Here is a 15,924-nt window from a genome sequence, read left to right as displayed (position 1 = left end):
AGTTCAGAAACTGAATGAAAACATGGAGAATCTCATTGAGCATATCCGCATTGCCAACCAGCATCAGTTTGGGAGACAGGCAAAAAAAAGGATTGTCAGTTATCCTTTTTTACGAGTGTGAATATCTGTATGATGAATCCTTAGCGAAAATGGAGGCAGATGAAGTCATTATACCATCCCATAAAAAGAAACAACCAGTCAAGCGTAAGAAGATCTAAAGGGTTTTCCGGATGAAATCCATGATCATGATGTTTCTATTGAGCGTTTAAACGGAGTTTATAGTTAAGGAAACTGGCGCAAGCTTCCTGCAGAAGAATACAGGCGACCGCGTTATGAACCTGCCTCATGGACCTTTGAAAAACATACGGTCCATGTTTATGTGGGAAGCGGAGGATACCGCCAGGATGACAGTATTTTTACGCCATCTCTGGGTGCGGGAACCATCAATGCAATGTATGTGAAATCCATTCCTGTTGCCTGGATTAAAGCAGAATTCCAGAGAAATGGAGTAAACTTATCCAGACAGACCATGTCGAACGGGGTCATCTGTTGCTCCGAATTTTATTTTCAGACCATGTATGAGTATCTTCATCAAAAGCAGCTTTCTTTTCATGTAACACAATACGATGAAAAACCCATAATGGATTCACCTATTGCATCAATCAGAAAAGTTACCTTCAAGTATTCCTTGAAGATGGAGAAGTTTCAATGGATAACAATTAGGCAGAACAGTCCATTCGCTCCTTCTGTGTGGGAAAGAAAAACTGGGTAATGATAAATACCATTGCAAGAGCTGGTGTCAGAGAAATTAATTACAGCATAACTGAGACAGCGAAAGCAAATCATTTAATGCCGTATGGTTATTTTGAATATCTTCTGACAGAGATTCCTAAACATCTGGAGAAAAAGGACAGCAGTTTCTGCAAAGATCTGTTGCTCTGGTCAGATAAGCTTCTAGGTAATTTTGGAAATCACTATAAAAACATGCCACTCCTAGGAGCGGTTGTTTTTGGGGTGTAACTCACAATGGAGCGTTTACGATTGGGCAATTTCTTATAAGTAAAATAGAACTTAACAAAAAAGGTATTATTTGAATGTCTTAATTATATAATGATAAATCTAATATTAATAAGGACCATATAGAGTGATAATGCGGCTTGAAATAAATCATGAAAGAACTTTTAGATATAACAAAATAATGCTAGTATTTATAAACATATTAATAATGATAAAGGAAGTCGATTTTTCGATGAGGTATAATTAAATTTGCGAAATTAATTATACCTCATCCAACAAAAAGACGGTTCGCATAACCGCCTTTTGTTAAAATATTTAATTATTATATGTCTTATGCAATCAAGTGGTTAATGGATTCTAGTTCATAAAGCATGAACGGATCAAGGTCTATACATTCGCTCAAGCTTCTATCTCCTGATATATCCCAAGCAAGAGTGTCATTTAAGACAGTACATGTGTCTTTGAATACCTGGATATCTTGTAATGGCTTAAAAACTTCACCTTGCAAAAGACTTGATGCGTCATACTCAACGATTTTTCCGTTATCAAAAAATACTTGTACATGGTAATTGTCTAGGGGTATCACTTGTACGACCACAGGAAAATAATCTTGCATATTTACAACTCCTATACTAAAGGATTGATTCTGTTCAATGGCTTTTGACCTTTTGTGAGTTCCCAGTTTGAATTAATTCGTCTTGATGAATTGTACACCATGCAAGTTAGTGTAAATCAAATAAATCTTGCTTTTTCCATTGTTGATCCACGTAGTTACTAAACTTCATACTTTATTTTCACCAATGAGACGCTAGGAAGGAAAATTTCAATAAACATGGTAAATCATTACCAAGTGTTCCATACCCGTTTCATCGTCTGAGACTGGTACTCGTTTATTTGTAAGCATCCAAACCGGATAACAGCTTTAAATTCGACTGCTCAATTTTATTAAAAAGACTGTCTTTAAATTCTTCAGGAGATATCGATGGTTCATACCATATTTGCCCCTTAAAGTAATTGTCTAAATCTTCATTCTTAAATATATATCCATGTCTTGCATAAATCTCATTTTTGGCCAGGTGGATGATTAAAGGAGGAACCTGATCGAAATCTTGTACTTGATAAATCTTCATATCCGTATAATACAAAGGTTCTACAAGAGAAGAAATATCCGTTACTTCTCTCACCGTCTCTAAATATTCTGCAACTTCAGGATAGAAAGAACATTTCTCACGATATTGTTTTCCTTCTTCTATTGCATTGACCATCTCAATATCAGTCCCTTGTGAATAATATTTTTCATGTACCGCATCAAGCAATTCCTCTTCAGACGTTGGGCCCTCTAATACTTTGTTTTCGGAATCCTTTGCTTCATTTTTTTCAGATCGTTTCAATTGGTATGAGCCGGAAATTCCGTAGCCAGACATATTAGTATCATTCATTTTATAGTCCTGTACTTCAATTCGAATGGCATCGCTGCGAAACGTGATATGAAGTAAACCGGAACCACCCCAGACGTCATCGTCAAATCTGAAATTTAATTCCCCATTAATTATTTTACCAGTAATAGTATCGATTTCTGATATACGTTGGCTGGTGGCTTGCTGTGTGAAAAAATACCCGTTCAAATTATTTGTGTCTTTAACCTGGAAGGAAAACTCTGCGCCTCCATTAGAAATTACGGCATCATGACTGAGACCATTTACCGTCCAAAGGCCGGAATAACTTTCATAATTTTCTTTTTCGATCTCTTTTTCAGCTTCTGTTTTTATGGTTTGAGTTGTCTCAATGTCCACCGATTTATGGGAAATGGATTTGGTACATCCAAACAGGATGAGACAACTGCAAACTATTATTATCTTAGTTTTACTTTTCATTAAATCACCTTTCGAACCAAATACGTATTTGGCAGTTGTAAAATCGCTTCATAGAATACTTTTATGTATATGAAATATAATGGTACATCTAATAATATTGTAGCAAATTGCTGGTGCTGTGGCTAGTCATTGCATTTGTTTTATGGATTTATCTTAAATAGAAAAGAAATTGGTTACAGTGCTGTGTAAGACGTAAGTGATTCAAGACAGGATTCATCAGAGACCACAATTCATTGCAGTTTACGCCATTGTCAACATGAATCATCAAATTATGTAAATGGGCTTGACGTATATTGATGTTTCAATCGGCAGATTGTAATAGACCTGTCTCAAAAAATCACCAAGAAATTTGCAATATAATGTATGAACAGATTAGGGTAGCATAAATATAGAATGAATAAAACCATTTAAAGGGGACATATGACCATACACGTTGTTCAATCTGGTGAAACAATTAAGTCAATATCAGAGCAATACAAGATCCCCGTTGACAGATTAATCCTAGAGAACGGAATCAGAAACCCAGACAACCTGGCAATTGGCCAAACCATTGTGATTATTCAGCCTGAAATACTCTATACTGTCCAAGCTGGTGATACATTGGAAAGTATTGCCAAACAGCACAATGTTTCTCCTATAGAAATTTTAAGAAATAATCCCTATCTCTCTGATAGACAATATATATACGCTGGTGAAATAATTGTAATACAATATCAAACAAATAAAACAAGAACAATTGCAACGAGTGGTTATATATTTCCTTATGTAGATAGATCTGATTTAATAAAAACTCTTCCTTTTTTATCATATTTAACAATATTTAATTATAGGGCTACAGACAAAGGGGAAATCATTACCGCTGCTGATGACATTGAACTTGTCCAGCTAGCTATATCATATGGTGTAGCACCCATGATGTTTGTTTCTACCATTACAGAAGAGGGCATGTTGAATCCTGAAGTGAATTATAATATATTAAATAATTCTTCAGTACAGGATCGTCTTATTGAAAGCTCTCTTGAAATACTAAAAAAGAAGGGTTACTATGGTATAAATTTATACATTGAAAACATTAGCTTTGATAACATAGATAACATTTCAAATTATCTGAAGAAAGCCTCAGAGGTATTTCATACAGAAGGTTATAGAATCGTGATTACCATTACACCCGTTATAAATATAGATAACATCAACATCAGCTTTGAAAAGCTAGATTATTCAAAATTAACTGCAGATGTAGATGGAATCATATTTGCCTCATATGATTGGGCCAGGACTTTAGGTTACCCTAGTTCCATTTTTCCCGTTAATGTGTTAATAGAATTGTTAAATTATGCTGTGAATATTATTCCGTCTGAAAAGATTTTTTTAGGGTTGACCACCGTTGGTTATGACTGGAAACTTCCTTATGTTCCTGGTGCTACAGAAGCCACAATAATAAGCAATAATAGTGCAATACGAATTGCTGTAAATAATGATATTCCAATTCAATTTAATGAAGCAGCCCAATCTCCTTATCTAAACTACTCGGATGGTGATGAAATATTACATGTAGTATGGTTTAAAGATGCAAGAAGCTATGACACAAGAACGACGATGGTAGGAGAATATGAACTTCAAGGTTTATCTCTTTGGACGATCATGATATTCGATGCTCAATTGTGGCTAATTATTAATAATAAATATTATATAGAAAAACTCGTAGTAGATTAACAAGGAAGCCGATGTCTAACATGGCAGATTGTAATGGAATCGTTTCTTTCATACATAAGAAATTTACAATATAATGTATGAACAGATGAGCGTAGCATACATATAGATTGAATTAAATTATTTAGGGGGACCAATGACCATACACGTTGTTCAATCTGGCGAAACAATTAATTCAATAGCAGAGAAATACAAGATCCCTGTTGCTAGATTAATCTTAGATAACGGAATTCAAAACCCAGATAAATTAGCAATTGGCCAAACATATCCTATGGTGTAGCACCCATGATGTTTGTCTCTACCATTACAGAAGAGGGAGTGACTGATCATGAAATAAATTATATTATTTTAAATAACACCTCAGTACAGAATCGACTTATTGAAAGTTCCCTTCAAATATTGAAAAATAAGGGCTATTATGGGATAAATTTGTATATTGAAAATATCAGCTATGATAACATAGATAGTATAGCGGATTATTTAAAGAGAATTTCTGAGATATATCATTCAGAAGGTTATAGAATCGTGATTACAATTACACCAGTTACAAGTATTGACACCACTGGCATCAATTTTGATAAATTAGGCTATTATAGATTAGCTGAATACGTAGATGGAATCATATTTGCTTCCTATGAGTGGGCGAGGACGTACAGTTTTCCAAGCTCCATTTTTCCGGTTAATCTAATCATAGAATTGCTAGATTATGCTGTAAATAATATTCCCCATGAAAAGATTTATCTAGGGGTTACCACGGTTGGTTACGACTTGACACTGCCTTACGTTCCCGGGGCAACAGGGGCAACTATAATAACCAATAATAGTGCAATACAGTTTGCTGCAAACAGTAATACACCAATCCAATTTAACGTGCCAGCCCAATCTCCTTATTTCTACTATACAGATAGCGATGAAATTTTGCATGTAGTATGGTTTAAAGATGCAAGGAGCTACGAAGCACGAGCTGTGCTGGTTAATGAATATAATCTTAAGGGGTTATCTTTATGGACGATCATGATATTTAATTATCAGTTGTGGCTTATTATCAACAATCAATATGAGATAGAGAAGCCATTGTTGGTTAATTATGTGACTAGAAAAACATAAAAAATTATTTGGAATCAGTAAAAATAGAAATACAAATAAGTCAGAGTGCTGTGAGAATGGATAAATGCTCCTAACTTGAACTGCATCTTGACAGAGAGCTGACGATACATTACCATGGTAATAATGAAGAACTGAATTTAGGGAGACAAACAGATGGAGATCCTTCCACAGTCATATACCCCAAATGCAACGATTTAAGGAAGCAGCCGATAGGATCAAAAGATACCTTTAACTGCCGGGATAATGAAATTATTGAAATTGAATTAAAAGACTGGAAGATGAGTTATACCATTTTGAAAGAACTAATGGAAAAAATATGCTTAAAATCCATATAGCAGCGAATACGGATTCTTGCCGGGGGCATAAGCTGGAAGGAAGGTATGAAAAAGTGATAAAATACAATAAGCTGGTGAGAGATAAGATTCCAGACATAATTAAGGAGGAGGGTGGTAAAGCAGCATACCACACCTTATCGGAAAAAAAATGCATCACTGAGTTGGATAAAAAATTAAATGAAGAAGTCAAGGAATATCAGGCAGACAAGAGTCTGGAGGAAATGGCGGACATTTTAGAAGTGCTGCATGCAATTTGTAAAGCAAGAGGTTATACCACCCAAGAGCTTGAGGCAAAACGAAAAGAAAAAGCAGAGATAAACGGTTCATTTGATGAAAAAATTTTCTTGGAATATGTGGAAAATGAAGATAACACAAACTCTGCCTCTGTTTCTGATATGAAAGCATTAAAAAAATGGGGACAGGTTCCGGATTATGCGAAGGATATAATCCTTAGTAATGTCTATTGCTCAAAATGCGGAAATACAACCGTAGTAGATTATAGCATGCATAGTGATCGCCTTGGGATTGTAATCAGTGGGAAGTGTGTTACTTGTGGGTCAAAGGTTGTAAGGGTGGTAGAAGAATAAAGCTGATTTATAGATACTCATGTGAGATTATTTTTACAGAATCTGCAATACCTGTAAAACTGTAATCTGAAATGCCTTTTTATGAGAACATCCGAAACAGCACACCGGATATACTGGCGTATTTTATAAATAAAATTGTAACAAAAGACTTTTCGTCCATGAAAATATTATTTTCAGAATCACAATTTCTTAGGAGTATCGGTGGTGGATTCTCTGTTACTGTATATTAACCAACGAATGAAGTTCTGCACATATTAAAAATGTTGATTGCGCAGGAGGGATTGTTTTTAAAATACAAAAATTCAGAGGGTGAAAGAACGGTTGTGTGAAATCTCATGCATAGATATATTGTTGAAGAAATATCTAGTAATAACTAAATACCCATTACTAAGCTCCGATCCTTGTAGAAACATAAGTGTTGGGGCTTTTTTCTACCTCTATCATCATATAAGTATTTTGGAAAAGAATAAAATGGATGACATTTAATACCTGAGATCTGTATATTCATTTGAAATAATTAAATGTAAAAGATACGCTTATATGCAAACCAATTTATACACAGAAACTGACATTTTCAACATGTCTATGTTTTTTGCGTAATTATGATATATATTATGTTTATGTTTTGTGTTCGCAGTAAATAAATCAATTTTGTGACGTGAAATTAATTGAAAGGTATCAAAGTATATAAGGGATATCTGTTGTTTCATCTATTAGGAATTGGAATTTTGTAAAGTTTTGGAATAGCCATAGTCATATGATGAAAATGTTCACAGTCAACATCACTAGTTAATCAAATATGAAGTCGTTAAATGTTACATGATAGGGAAATAAATATGGTTTCCTTTCTTAACCCAACGAGATTATATCCATATAATCAGACACTAATTAAGCTTAAGTGATGAAAGACTTGACATATATAAAACAGTTGGTGTGATGAGCGACCCACTGAGATAAAAGGAGGTTTGAATCATTGTATTTTTTGTTATAACAATTATTTTAAATTGCTCAACCTTTGAAGTGAGGGCATAATGCCTTATTTCATTTATTAATATTAAGTTAAATATATAACTCAATACCAATGAATTACGAGACTATTTAAAAACAGAAGAATATTTTTCTGGTATCATTTATACCAAATAAAACACAAATGATAGAACCTGGAGGGGGTAATTATGAAAAAGATATTTTTAATGTCCTTGACCTTAACAATGTTATTGTCAACTAGTATGGTTTCCTTTGCAAACGAGGGAAACACTAAAAAAGATATGATAGAAGCTAAAACGGTATACGTTGGAGGGGAAAGCCGTCCCTTGAGCTTAAACTCCACCCAGGCACCAAAAGGTGCGCTTCCAGCAAGATCCCAGGATAAATCAGGCTTTAAGAAAGAAGATACCATTTCTGAAAGTAAAGTGCTGAAAGCAGTATCTTGGAATTATCTTTCTGGATATACTGTATACAATCAGTTAACAAGCTATAATTGCGGACCTGCAACGGTTCAGGCAGCGTTAAATTATCTAGGCTATAATCCTAGTCAAGCGGACATAGCAAGAGGATGTAAGACCACCACCAACGGTTCTTATATTGCTGATATGGTATCCTATATCAATAAACAACAATCAAAGTATCGATATACTGGAAGATACAATGAATCTTCCTCTGAAATGAGTCGTTACTTATACAGCGGTTTAACAAACTCAAATGTAGCTCCAATTATCGGAATGACTTTTTCAACGAGTGATGGTTGGCTTTATTCAACAAACGGACACTTTATGTCAGTTTACGGAGCTAAGAGTGATAGATCCTCCTTTGCATTGGGTGATCCATGGATCGGATATTCAGGCTCAGGATTAGATGGACAATCTTGGACGTATACCAAATCAACTTCCACTATTTATAAAGCATATAATAAAGTAAATATTGGATTAATGTATTAATTTTTTTATATTAGCAATCTTGAAAAGACTAATGGATACTTTTCCTTTAGTCTTTTCAAAGGATAAAGAGGGAGTTTTAAATCTATGACCAAGAAAATCAGAGGCTTTTTATTGCCTTTCATCTTATTATGCATCATGTTTTTATCCGGTTGTTATATTCAATCTGAAAAAGGAATGTCCGACAACAGCTCATTAAATAAGGTACAGGCATATCATGTGACCTTTGATAATTCTGCTTTGAGAACCTATATTGATGTTTATGAAACTAAATTATTATATATGGACATAAGTGATTCCAATGCGGATTTTTATATTTATAATTTTCAGGATGGCAGCAATAAGAAGATTTTATCTTTGGAAAATTTTGTGTTAAAAGGGATAAGCAATGCATTTATAAACGATACCCTTTATTTTTATGTAAGCTTAGATAATGGATCAGATCTGGAGAATAACTTATATGCTGTTAATTTCACAGAAGATACAATGTATGTAGAATCAAAAAACCTATATTCCCAAAAACTTATTCCTTTAACAAACTTAGATGATAAGTTAGTATCTTTGCAAGGAAATAATTTAGAAACAGGGAATTTTAGTTCTTTTATGGAAACCATTGATGGCGAGAAAAAAACGAGACAAGTTACCCTATCTTCAGGATCAGGTTCACAAGGCCTGGAAGCAGAGAACTTATCACGTCAAATCATATATATTACGAGTGATAATACCTATCTATATGCCATAGAAAAGGATAATTCTGATTCAGATATGAAATGTTTTATTGCAAAGTATGACAAGAACTTCTCTTTTATAAGTGAGGTAGAAATAACTGATCTATTGAAGAAATACGAGATAACCAGTGGTGTGGGGTCATTTTCTGTATTTGATAATTATTTTTCTATAACGGATTACTCAAACAATACGATTGTATGTAACTTTGCGGAAGGCGATAACCGAGTTGCTTTATATAAAAATGATGTTGAATATGTTCGAGATCATACGGATTCCAGTCCGGATAAGTTTTTATATAAAAGAAATACAAATGAAATTTATCGATTGGATCCAGGTACAGGAAAAGTCCAGATTCAAAAGCTTGATTTAGGAAATGATACTTCCAATATCCGAGTTGTGCTCTCATATGAAGAGAACCTTTTGGTTGTGAAGCAACCTAATTTAGATGGTGATAAGAACGAAGATGTATATTTGATTCCCAAAACTATGAATTAGAAAGATAGTGTCTTAGGGCATCAATCCAATATATTAGGAGCCGGGGAAGTTTTTTTCTCTGGCTCCTATTAGGTATTATATTATTGTGCACTTATGGTATCTACAATGGACATATCACGAATTCGCCTTGCAGGGCCTCGCACAGCCAGAATAACGGATAAGATAACAATTGTTATAATGATACCAATTTCTGGAAAAGGAACATTCCATTGTTCTCCCCAGTGAAATGATACAAGTTTTTCATAAAGAAGTTTATTTAGAAATAGACCGATGGTTCCCCCACAGATGCTTCCAGTAATTGCGTAGGCCAAAGTCTCTGCCAGAATCATTTTTATCAACTGCCGGTTACTTAAACCAATGGCACGGAATGTACCATATTGTTTCATTCGAGCTGAAACGCTCATAGCAATGCTGTTAATTATATTGAATATAGTAATAAAAGAAATTAGAGTCATAAAGCCATATATAAATAATCCAAAGGAGTAATATGAACCCTTTACACTGCTGTTATCCAGGCGCCCATCGGAAAATATAAACTCCTTTCCAACATATTTGTGAATTCTGTCTACATCATTTTCTGTTGCATTTTTAGTCAGTTTTAAGTCGATGATTGTATAATCCACTTGGCCAGTAAGCTCACGAAACGTATTTTCAGAGCAAATAATAGTTCCAACATCAGGTCCATTGTTAAATGGACTGGAAGACAGGGTACCTACAATTGTTATATCAGCGGAATGATTCTCAGTATGCAATGTGATAATATCTCCAGTATTTGAAGCATTCTGCTGCTTAAAAACAGTAAGTCCTGTATTGTTCCCACTCTGAGCCTCCTCAACAGAACCTTCCAACAGATAATCCTTAGCCCACTTAAATTGATTCTCTTCATAGGATATCAGGTCAACTTTTTTTACTTCCCCATTCACGGTGGCAGGTAAATTATATGCAAACATACGGCCATAAGCCCGTTTGACTGCGGGATCTTTCTGTAATTGTTCTAACAGGGATCCACTGATGGAACAGGTTTTTTCAGGACTTATAATGGATAAATCAGGTGTCCAAGGCTTAAGCGGTGTAAGAGAATGGTGCATAAAGTCAATGGTAACTGAAAACGACAGAAAAAGTATAATGCTAAGTGAAAAGGAAGCAACCATTAAAATGAAATTTTTCTTGCTTGAAATAGCATGCTGGAAGCCAAGAGAGGAATCAACTTTAAACAACGTGGTATTAGCAGCTTTTCTAACCGTTGGCAGAGCATTGGAATTACCCGTTACTGCAGCTAAGGGTGAGACCTTAGCTGCCCGTTTAGCGGGAGAACGGGCAGCTAATAGAACCGTCAGTATACCCACACAGATACCTGCCATTATACTTGGCAGGCTTACGCCAAAGTAGGGCATACCAATAAAATATTTTGGGCTGAGGTAGCGCAGTACATCGCATAATGTCCATATTAAGACAATCCCAGCGGCAATACCATATGGAATCGCAAATTTGCACCAGCCAAGTGCTTCCTTGCGTACAAAGGTCATTACTTGTTTTGGAGTCGCGCCAATACAACGCATTATGCCAAAAAATTCAATCCGCTGTGAGATGTTGCTGTTTAAACTACTGGTTATCATTAAAATACCAGCCAATAAGACAAGCATAAACAGAACAAAGGCGGAACTATAAATCTGAATCATGAAAGAATTCCTGCTTTGTCCAAGTAATCCGAGAAGCTTAGTGTTTCCGGAGATTTGTTCATCCGTTAGTCCAAACTGAGACTTTATATCGTTGATGGCATTTTGTATATTACATCTGGAAGAGAATTGTACATAAAAAATACTGTTATAATCAGCAGGCTCTCCGTTTGTAACGCCGGGATAAATGGAACGATATTCGTGGGTGGTCAAGCAGACTGCATAGGAATCTTCTTTCATTGTCTTTGAGAAATCATTTAGAAAGCCGGAAATGGTAAAGGATAAACTTTTTCCGTCTGGTGTATTGATAGAAATTTGATCTCCTATCTTTAGCCCCAGCGCAGCCTTTGCATTTTTAGTCAGAAGGGCTTCGTCATCCTTTTGCGGATATTGACCTTCATCTATTGCATCAATCTGCATTTCAGTAATCCAACTCTCTTCACTTCCCAAAATGGCGACGTTCTTATTGGATAATGTGTAACCCTTATCCCCCCTATAATTAAGTATTCCATACCAGGAAGAGGAGGTTACCTCAGGGCGTGCAGAAATTAGTTTTGCCTCATGGTCGTTTATGTATCTTAATGCGATATGCCAACTTCCATCTTCCATACGCGCCTGCATAATTTGGCTCCGTATAAACATATCCGCCATACCAAAAATAACCGTCACCAAAAAAACTGCAAGAACGATACAAAAAACTGACATTCTGTTTTGTCTTCTGTGGACTTTAGCAGAGATTGGGACAAGCTCAAGATAGCTTTTCATTCTCTTTTCCTCCCAAATCCGTTAAGATACCATCCGAAACACGTAATACACGGTCCACGGAAGTGGTCAAATTACTGTTATGAGTAATCATTAATATGGTTTGCTGGTAGTGACGTGATGCTTTAAATAATAAATCGATCACTTCCTGACTATTTTTACTATCAAGATTACCAGTGGGTTCATCTGCAAGAATCAGTTTCGGCCTAGTAATAAGTGCCCTGCCGATAGCAACACGTTGCTGCTGTCCACCTGATAATTGATTAGGCAAGTGATGACGGCGGTCTTTTAATCCTAAAACTTCTAAAATCTCTTCTACAGAGGATTGGTCTGGCTTACGATAATCCAAAAGTATGGGAAACATAATATTTTGTTCTACAGTCAATTCCTGTACTAGCTGAAACGACTGAAAAACAAAGCCAATATTACGACGTCTGAAAATGGTACGCTGTTCCTCTTTCATGGTGAACAAGTCTTTTTTATCCATATAAATATTTCCGGAAGTAGGCTCATCTAAGGCGCCAATACAATTTAGCAATGTACTTTTGCCTGAACCCGATTCACCTATCACCGCTGCAAATTCTCCCTGATCCAGTGAAAAAGTAACATTTTTTAGCGCATGGACCTGATTTTTACCTTCTCCATATATTTTAGATAAATGCTGTACGCTTAAGATTTCCATCATTTAAGCACCTCCTTTTCTAAAAGAATAACAGAAACACCTTACAATCTGGTGAAAGGCAGCTTACGCTTCCGTAAGAAAAGAAAGAATAAAAGTAGTTCCCTCATTCAAGCCGCTTTTTACGGAAATAGTTCCGTTTTGTCCATCAATTATGGATTTTGCCAGTGAAAGGCCTAGCCCTACTCCCTGAGTATCCAAATGTTTTTTACTGCGATAGAACCGTTTAAAAATATGATGTAAATCCTCGGGGGCAATACCTTTGCCATTATCTGATATAAAAATACGAACCATTAAGGGAGTTTTGGTCCAAGAGATATGAATATTATCTCCAGATCCGGTATGATCCAATGCATTTTTCACAATATTACTGATGGCTTCACTTGTCCAATATTTATCACAAAATACGCATACTTCTGCCATATTTTCTATGATAATTTCTTTTCTCTCACTGAGAGCTCTCGTTGTCAGGTCGTTGACAGCGCTGGATATCAAATTTGATACAGTACAGCTGACCTTTTCAAATACAATGCTGCCCGCATCCAGACGGGTAATTTTCAGCATGGACTGAATGAGTTCCTCCATACGTTTAAGTGCCAGTCCTGTTTTAACGGAATATTCTTTCACCGTTGTAATATTATCAGGCTCGTCTGAAATAATCTCATGATACATGGTAAGGGCGGCAAGAGGTGTTTTTAGTTGGTGAGATATGTCTGCTATTGTATTTTTTAGGAATTCTTTTGCTTTTTTCTCGGATTCATTTTTTGATTGTAGGATTGTTGCAAGATGATCCACGCAGGCAAACAGGTGATAAACAGGTCCTTCATCTATGTGGGATATTTGAGAAGAAAAGTCTCCTTCCATAAAACGGGTAACTGTTTGTGTGGCTTCCTGATATAGTTTTACTCTTTTCATATAAAAATGAAATGTTCCACCTAAAAGTAATAAAGAAAGAACTATTTCCGTTATAAGCGTGAGATATGTTGTAGTCTGTCTAAAGCCAGAAACATAGGGAAGAAAGCCGGAAGCGGTAGTTTCAGAAATGCCTATCTTAGTAAGTAAATTTCTTCCTTCCATGCTGCTTGACATATTATTAAATGCTATGGATACGGTATTCTCAGAAACGCCTTGTTCTAAAAGAGATGAAACGATTGCTCTGTCGTGAGAGAGGAATAAGTTTTGTACGGTCCTGACCTGAAGCACATTCAAACAAATTCCAGAAAGAAGAAGTAATAAAACAAATAAAAGTAAAAAGATTAAAAAATTCCTCACCTGTCTATCCAGATTAAAGTTCATTCAGACACCTCTCTCCATTGATAACCAAATCCTCTGACCGTTATTAAATGTTTGGGGTTAGATGGTTCATCTTCAATTTTTTCACGAAGACGCCGAACATAAACAGAGAGAGTGTTATCATCTACAAAGTCACCTGTGCTATCCCATAATTCATTTAGAATGCAATTGCGGGTCATCACTTGATTGGAATTTCTAACCAGTAAGCAAACCAAACGATACTCAGCACTTGTTAAATCCAGCAATATCCCATGTAACAATACCCGGCAGCCAAGAAGATCAATGGAAATGTCCCCACACTCTAATACTGAGTTTTTTCTTTGACTTAATGTGTTGGCACGGCGTAACAAAGCATGTATCCTTGAACAGAGCTCCCCTAATCGAAATGGCTTTGTTATATAATCATCGCCGCCGCTGTCCAGCCCCCTGATAATGTTAACCTCTTCATCGGAAGCAGTAAGAAAAATAATAGGAATTTGTTTCCCTGCTTTTCTTATTTTTTGACATAGGTCGAATCCATTACCATCTGGAAGTGTTACGTCAAAAATTAACAAATCAAAGGTATCAATTTTAGGAAGAAGTATCATTACCTCTTCCACAGTTCGGGCAATTTCTATTGTAAACCCATTTCTGGTCAGTGAATATTTTAATCCATCCACCAAGCTGATATCATCCTCAAGAAGTAATAGTTTATGCTGCATTTACATCCCCCTTTATAACTATCATCGTCAGATATTAATAATAAATTATACCATAAAACAGAGGTGTGTAAACTTACGAAACTGTAAGTAAGGGGCCTTAACATATCACCAAATGGTGAAGTATATCCCTGTGCCAGTATGTTTATAATGACGGCGGAAAGAAGAATTGGATCAATTTATGAGAATTGTTTGTTTAGAAGGTGTCAATTTTAATATCGTTGTCCATGCCTTAGAAATATTCCGTTAGTTTTATCCTTTTTAACTTTTCTTTTGGCATGTGATGGATTTGATAAAATAATAATTTCACTAGTAAGCAAAAGTACAACCGCTAAAGATAGAATTGACAGGAAAAAATTACCTGGCTCTGAAGTATTCATATATGTTTCTGTATCAAACTGGATGATTGTTAAGCCTGACAATATGGGGTACAGGCTGCGAAGCGTAACATTTTTTATAAACATAGAGCTATAACCTAATATAAAAGAGATTATGACTCCACCCATAAAAATGCCGGGTTTTCTGCTGGAGAAGGCTATAATAGGAAGAACTGATATATATGTGCAGACGGCAATACCAAGGATCTGCAAAAGACTTTTCACCAATATAGCGATACTAAAACCATGAATACCAGTTAAGATACCAACAATAAGAGTTACTGTAAAACTATAAAAGCCAAATAATACACTTAATATGCCTACTGTAATTAATTTTCCCAGCAACAAGCGTTGAAAACTTATTGGTATCGTATAAATATTTTTCAGAGTATCATCGGTATATTCCCGGTTAATTAAGTAGCCTCCAATTAATGTGAAAATAACAGGCATGAAAATAGTTGTATTATTCCATAGGGTATTATCATATAAGCTGGAAAAGTCATAATTTTTTATTTGAGCTTCAGGAGTGGCTACAGTTTGTGTAAATACAGAAAGAATAGCGGGTAAAGTCATGCCTATCATGCCGATTAGAAGAATGTGAAAGCGTTTTAATTTCATAAATTCTGTTTTTATTATACAAAGCAAAATGTT

At 35.4% G+C, this 15,924-nt stretch carries 16 protein-coding genes; 9 read left to right on the top strand and 7 right to left on the bottom strand.

All coding sequences use genetic code 11. The annotated features are described in order from the left end of the window. Nucleotides 1-35: 35 nt before the first annotated feature. From BET01_RS21450 to BET01_RS11220, 3 genes are all read left to right on the top strand, one after another. A complete protein-coding gene (locus BET01_RS21450) occupies nt 36-218 on the top strand; it encodes a hypothetical protein (protein ID WP_147422809.1) in 183 nt (60 codons plus the stop codon). A gap of 161 nt (nt 219-379) precedes the next feature. Further along, the gene (locus BET01_RS11225; protein WP_120196901.1) at nt 380-772 is read left to right on the top strand and encodes an IS66 family transposase; all 393 of its coding nucleotides are present in this window, start codon (nt 380-382) and stop codon (nt 770-772) included. Beyond that, nucleotides 772-1,020, top strand: a complete 249-nt coding sequence (locus BET01_RS11220) for a transposase domain-containing protein (RefSeq protein WP_120196899.1) — start codon at nt 772-774, stop codon at nt 1,018-1,020. Before BET01_RS11225 ends, BET01_RS11220 begins: the two co-directional genes overlap by 1 nt. A gap of 328 nt (nt 1,021-1,348) precedes the next feature. Here the strand turns inward: BET01_RS11220 and BET01_RS11215 are convergent, their stop codons facing one another. Together BET01_RS11215 and BET01_RS11205 are read right to left on the bottom strand one after the other, a co-directional pair. Beyond that, nucleotides 1,349-1,633, bottom strand: coding sequence for a DUF2442 domain-containing protein (locus BET01_RS11215; protein WP_120196898.1), 285 nt, complete (start codon nt 1,631-1,633; stop codon nt 1,349-1,351). Between the two features lie 274 nt (nt 1,634-1,907). After that, nucleotides 1,908-2,891, bottom strand: a complete 984-nt coding sequence (locus tag BET01_RS11205; RefSeq protein ID WP_120196896.1) for a YARHG domain-containing protein — start codon at nt 2,889-2,891, stop codon at nt 1,908-1,910. A gap of 420 nt (nt 2,892-3,311) precedes the next feature. Here BET01_RS11205 and BET01_RS11200 point away from each other — a divergent pair, with 420 nt between their 5' ends. The 6 genes from BET01_RS11200 to BET01_RS11180 all read left to right on the top strand — a co-directional run bounded on the left by BET01_RS11200 (nt 3,312) and on the right by BET01_RS11180 (nt 9,788). Then, nucleotides 3,312-4,604, top strand: a complete 1,293-nt coding sequence (locus BET01_RS11200) for a LysM peptidoglycan-binding domain-containing protein (protein ID WP_120196894.1) — start codon at nt 3,312-3,314, stop codon at nt 4,602-4,604. Nucleotides 4,605-4,737: 133 nt separating this feature from the next. After that, nucleotides 4,738-4,881 carry a LysM peptidoglycan-binding domain-containing protein gene (locus BET01_RS22040; RefSeq protein ID WP_243117193.1) on the top strand — a complete coding sequence of 48 codons (144 nt, stop codon included), beginning with the start codon at nt 4,738-4,740 and terminating at the stop codon, nt 4,879-4,881. Between the two features lie 5 nt (nt 4,882-4,886). Then, a complete protein-coding gene (locus BET01_RS11195) occupies nt 4,887-5,708 on the top strand; it encodes a glycosyl hydrolase family 18 protein (RefSeq protein ID WP_243117192.1) in 822 nt (273 codons plus the stop codon). A gap of 316 nt (nt 5,709-6,024) precedes the next feature. Next, complete coding sequence (locus BET01_RS22325) at nt 6,025-6,630, top strand: nucleoside triphosphate pyrophosphohydrolase (RefSeq protein ID WP_330512745.1); 606 nt, start codon at nt 6,025-6,027, stop codon at nt 6,628-6,630. 1,175 nt (nt 6,631-7,805) lie between these two features. Beyond that, the gene (locus BET01_RS11185) at nt 7,806-8,567 is read left to right on the top strand and encodes a C39 family peptidase (protein WP_120196893.1); all 762 of its coding nucleotides are present in this window, start codon (nt 7,806-7,808) and stop codon (nt 8,565-8,567) included. An 84-nt stretch (nt 8,568-8,651) separates the two neighbouring features. After that, nucleotides 8,652-9,788: a hypothetical protein gene (locus tag BET01_RS11180; RefSeq protein ID WP_120196891.1), complete on the top strand. Its 1,137-nt coding sequence runs from the start codon at nt 8,652-8,654 to the stop codon at nt 9,786-9,788. A gap of 80 nt (nt 9,789-9,868) precedes the next feature. Here BET01_RS11180 and BET01_RS11175 read toward each other — a convergent pair whose 3' ends face one another. From BET01_RS11175 to BET01_RS11155, 5 genes are all read right to left on the bottom strand, one after another. Further along, nucleotides 9,869-12,229, bottom strand: a complete 2,361-nt coding sequence (locus tag BET01_RS11175; RefSeq protein WP_120196890.1) for an ABC transporter permease — start codon at nt 12,227-12,229, stop codon at nt 9,869-9,871. Further along, entirely contained in the window at nt 12,213-12,908 is a 696-nt protein-coding gene (locus tag BET01_RS11170; RefSeq protein WP_120196945.1) for an ABC transporter ATP-binding protein, read from the bottom strand. Before BET01_RS11170 ends, BET01_RS11175 begins: the two co-directional genes overlap by 17 nt. Before the next feature lie 63 nt (nt 12,909-12,971). Then, nucleotides 12,972-14,201 (bottom strand): sensor histidine kinase, encoded by a 1,230-nt coding sequence (locus BET01_RS11165; RefSeq protein ID WP_120196889.1) that lies wholly within the window; start codon nt 14,199-14,201, stop codon nt 12,972-12,974. Beyond that, nucleotides 14,198-14,899, bottom strand: coding sequence for a response regulator transcription factor (locus BET01_RS11160; protein WP_120196888.1), 702 nt, complete (start codon nt 14,897-14,899; stop codon nt 14,198-14,200). The genes BET01_RS11165 and BET01_RS11160 overlap by 4 nt, the downstream gene beginning before the upstream one ends. Before the next feature lie 209 nt (nt 14,900-15,108). Beyond that, complete coding sequence (locus tag BET01_RS11155; RefSeq protein ID WP_120196887.1) at nt 15,109-15,918, bottom strand: ABC transporter permease; 810 nt, start codon at nt 15,916-15,918, stop codon at nt 15,109-15,111. Between the last annotated feature and the right edge of the window lie 6 nt (nt 15,919-15,924).

This window comes from Lacrimispora algidixylanolytica (assembly GCF_003609635.1).
GTDB lineage: Bacteria > Bacillota > Clostridia > Lachnospirales > Lachnospiraceae > Lacrimispora > Lacrimispora algidixylanolytica.
This window is presented reverse-complemented; position numbering and strand designations above follow the sequence as displayed.

Coding starts and splice junctions, on each gene's coding strand:
- BET01_RS11185 (WP_120196893.1), top strand. CDS start 7,806: ATGAAAAAGATATTTTTAATGTCCTTGACCTTAACAATGTTATTGTCA.
- BET01_RS11220 (WP_120196899.1), top strand. CDS start 772: ATGATAAATACCATTGCAAGAGCTGGTGTCAGAGAAATTAATTACAGC.
- BET01_RS11180 (WP_120196891.1), top strand. CDS start 8,652: ATGACCAAGAAAATCAGAGGCTTTTTATTGCCTTTCATCTTATTATGC.
- BET01_RS11205 (WP_120196896.1), bottom strand. CDS start 2,891: ATGAAAAGTAAAACTAAGATAATAATAGTTTGCAGTTGTCTCATCCTG.
- BET01_RS11200 (WP_120196894.1), top strand. CDS start 3,312: ATGACCATACACGTTGTTCAATCTGGTGAAACAATTAAGTCAATATCA.
- BET01_RS22325 (WP_330512745.1), top strand. CDS start 6,025: ATGCTTAAAATCCATATAGCAGCGAATACGGATTCTTGCCGGGGGCAT.
- BET01_RS11215 (WP_120196898.1), bottom strand. CDS start 1,633: ATGCAAGATTATTTTCCTGTGGTCGTACAAGTGATACCCCTAGACAAT.
- BET01_RS11195 (WP_243117192.1), top strand. CDS start 4,887: ATGATGTTTGTCTCTACCATTACAGAAGAGGGAGTGACTGATCATGAA.
- BET01_RS11170 (WP_120196945.1), bottom strand. CDS start 12,908: ATGGAAATCTTAAGCGTACAGCATTTATCTAAAATATATGGAGAAGGT.
- BET01_RS11175 (WP_120196890.1), bottom strand. CDS start 12,229: ATGAAAAGCTATCTTGAGCTTGTCCCAATCTCTGCTAAAGTCCACAGA.
- BET01_RS11165 (WP_120196889.1), bottom strand. CDS start 14,201: ATGAACTTTAATCTGGATAGACAGGTGAGGAATTTTTTAATCTTTTTA.
- BET01_RS11160 (WP_120196888.1), bottom strand. CDS start 14,899: ATGCAGCATAAACTATTACTTCTTGAGGATGATATCAGCTTGGTGGAT.
- BET01_RS22040 (WP_243117193.1), top strand. CDS start 4,738: ATGACCATACACGTTGTTCAATCTGGCGAAACAATTAATTCAATAGCA.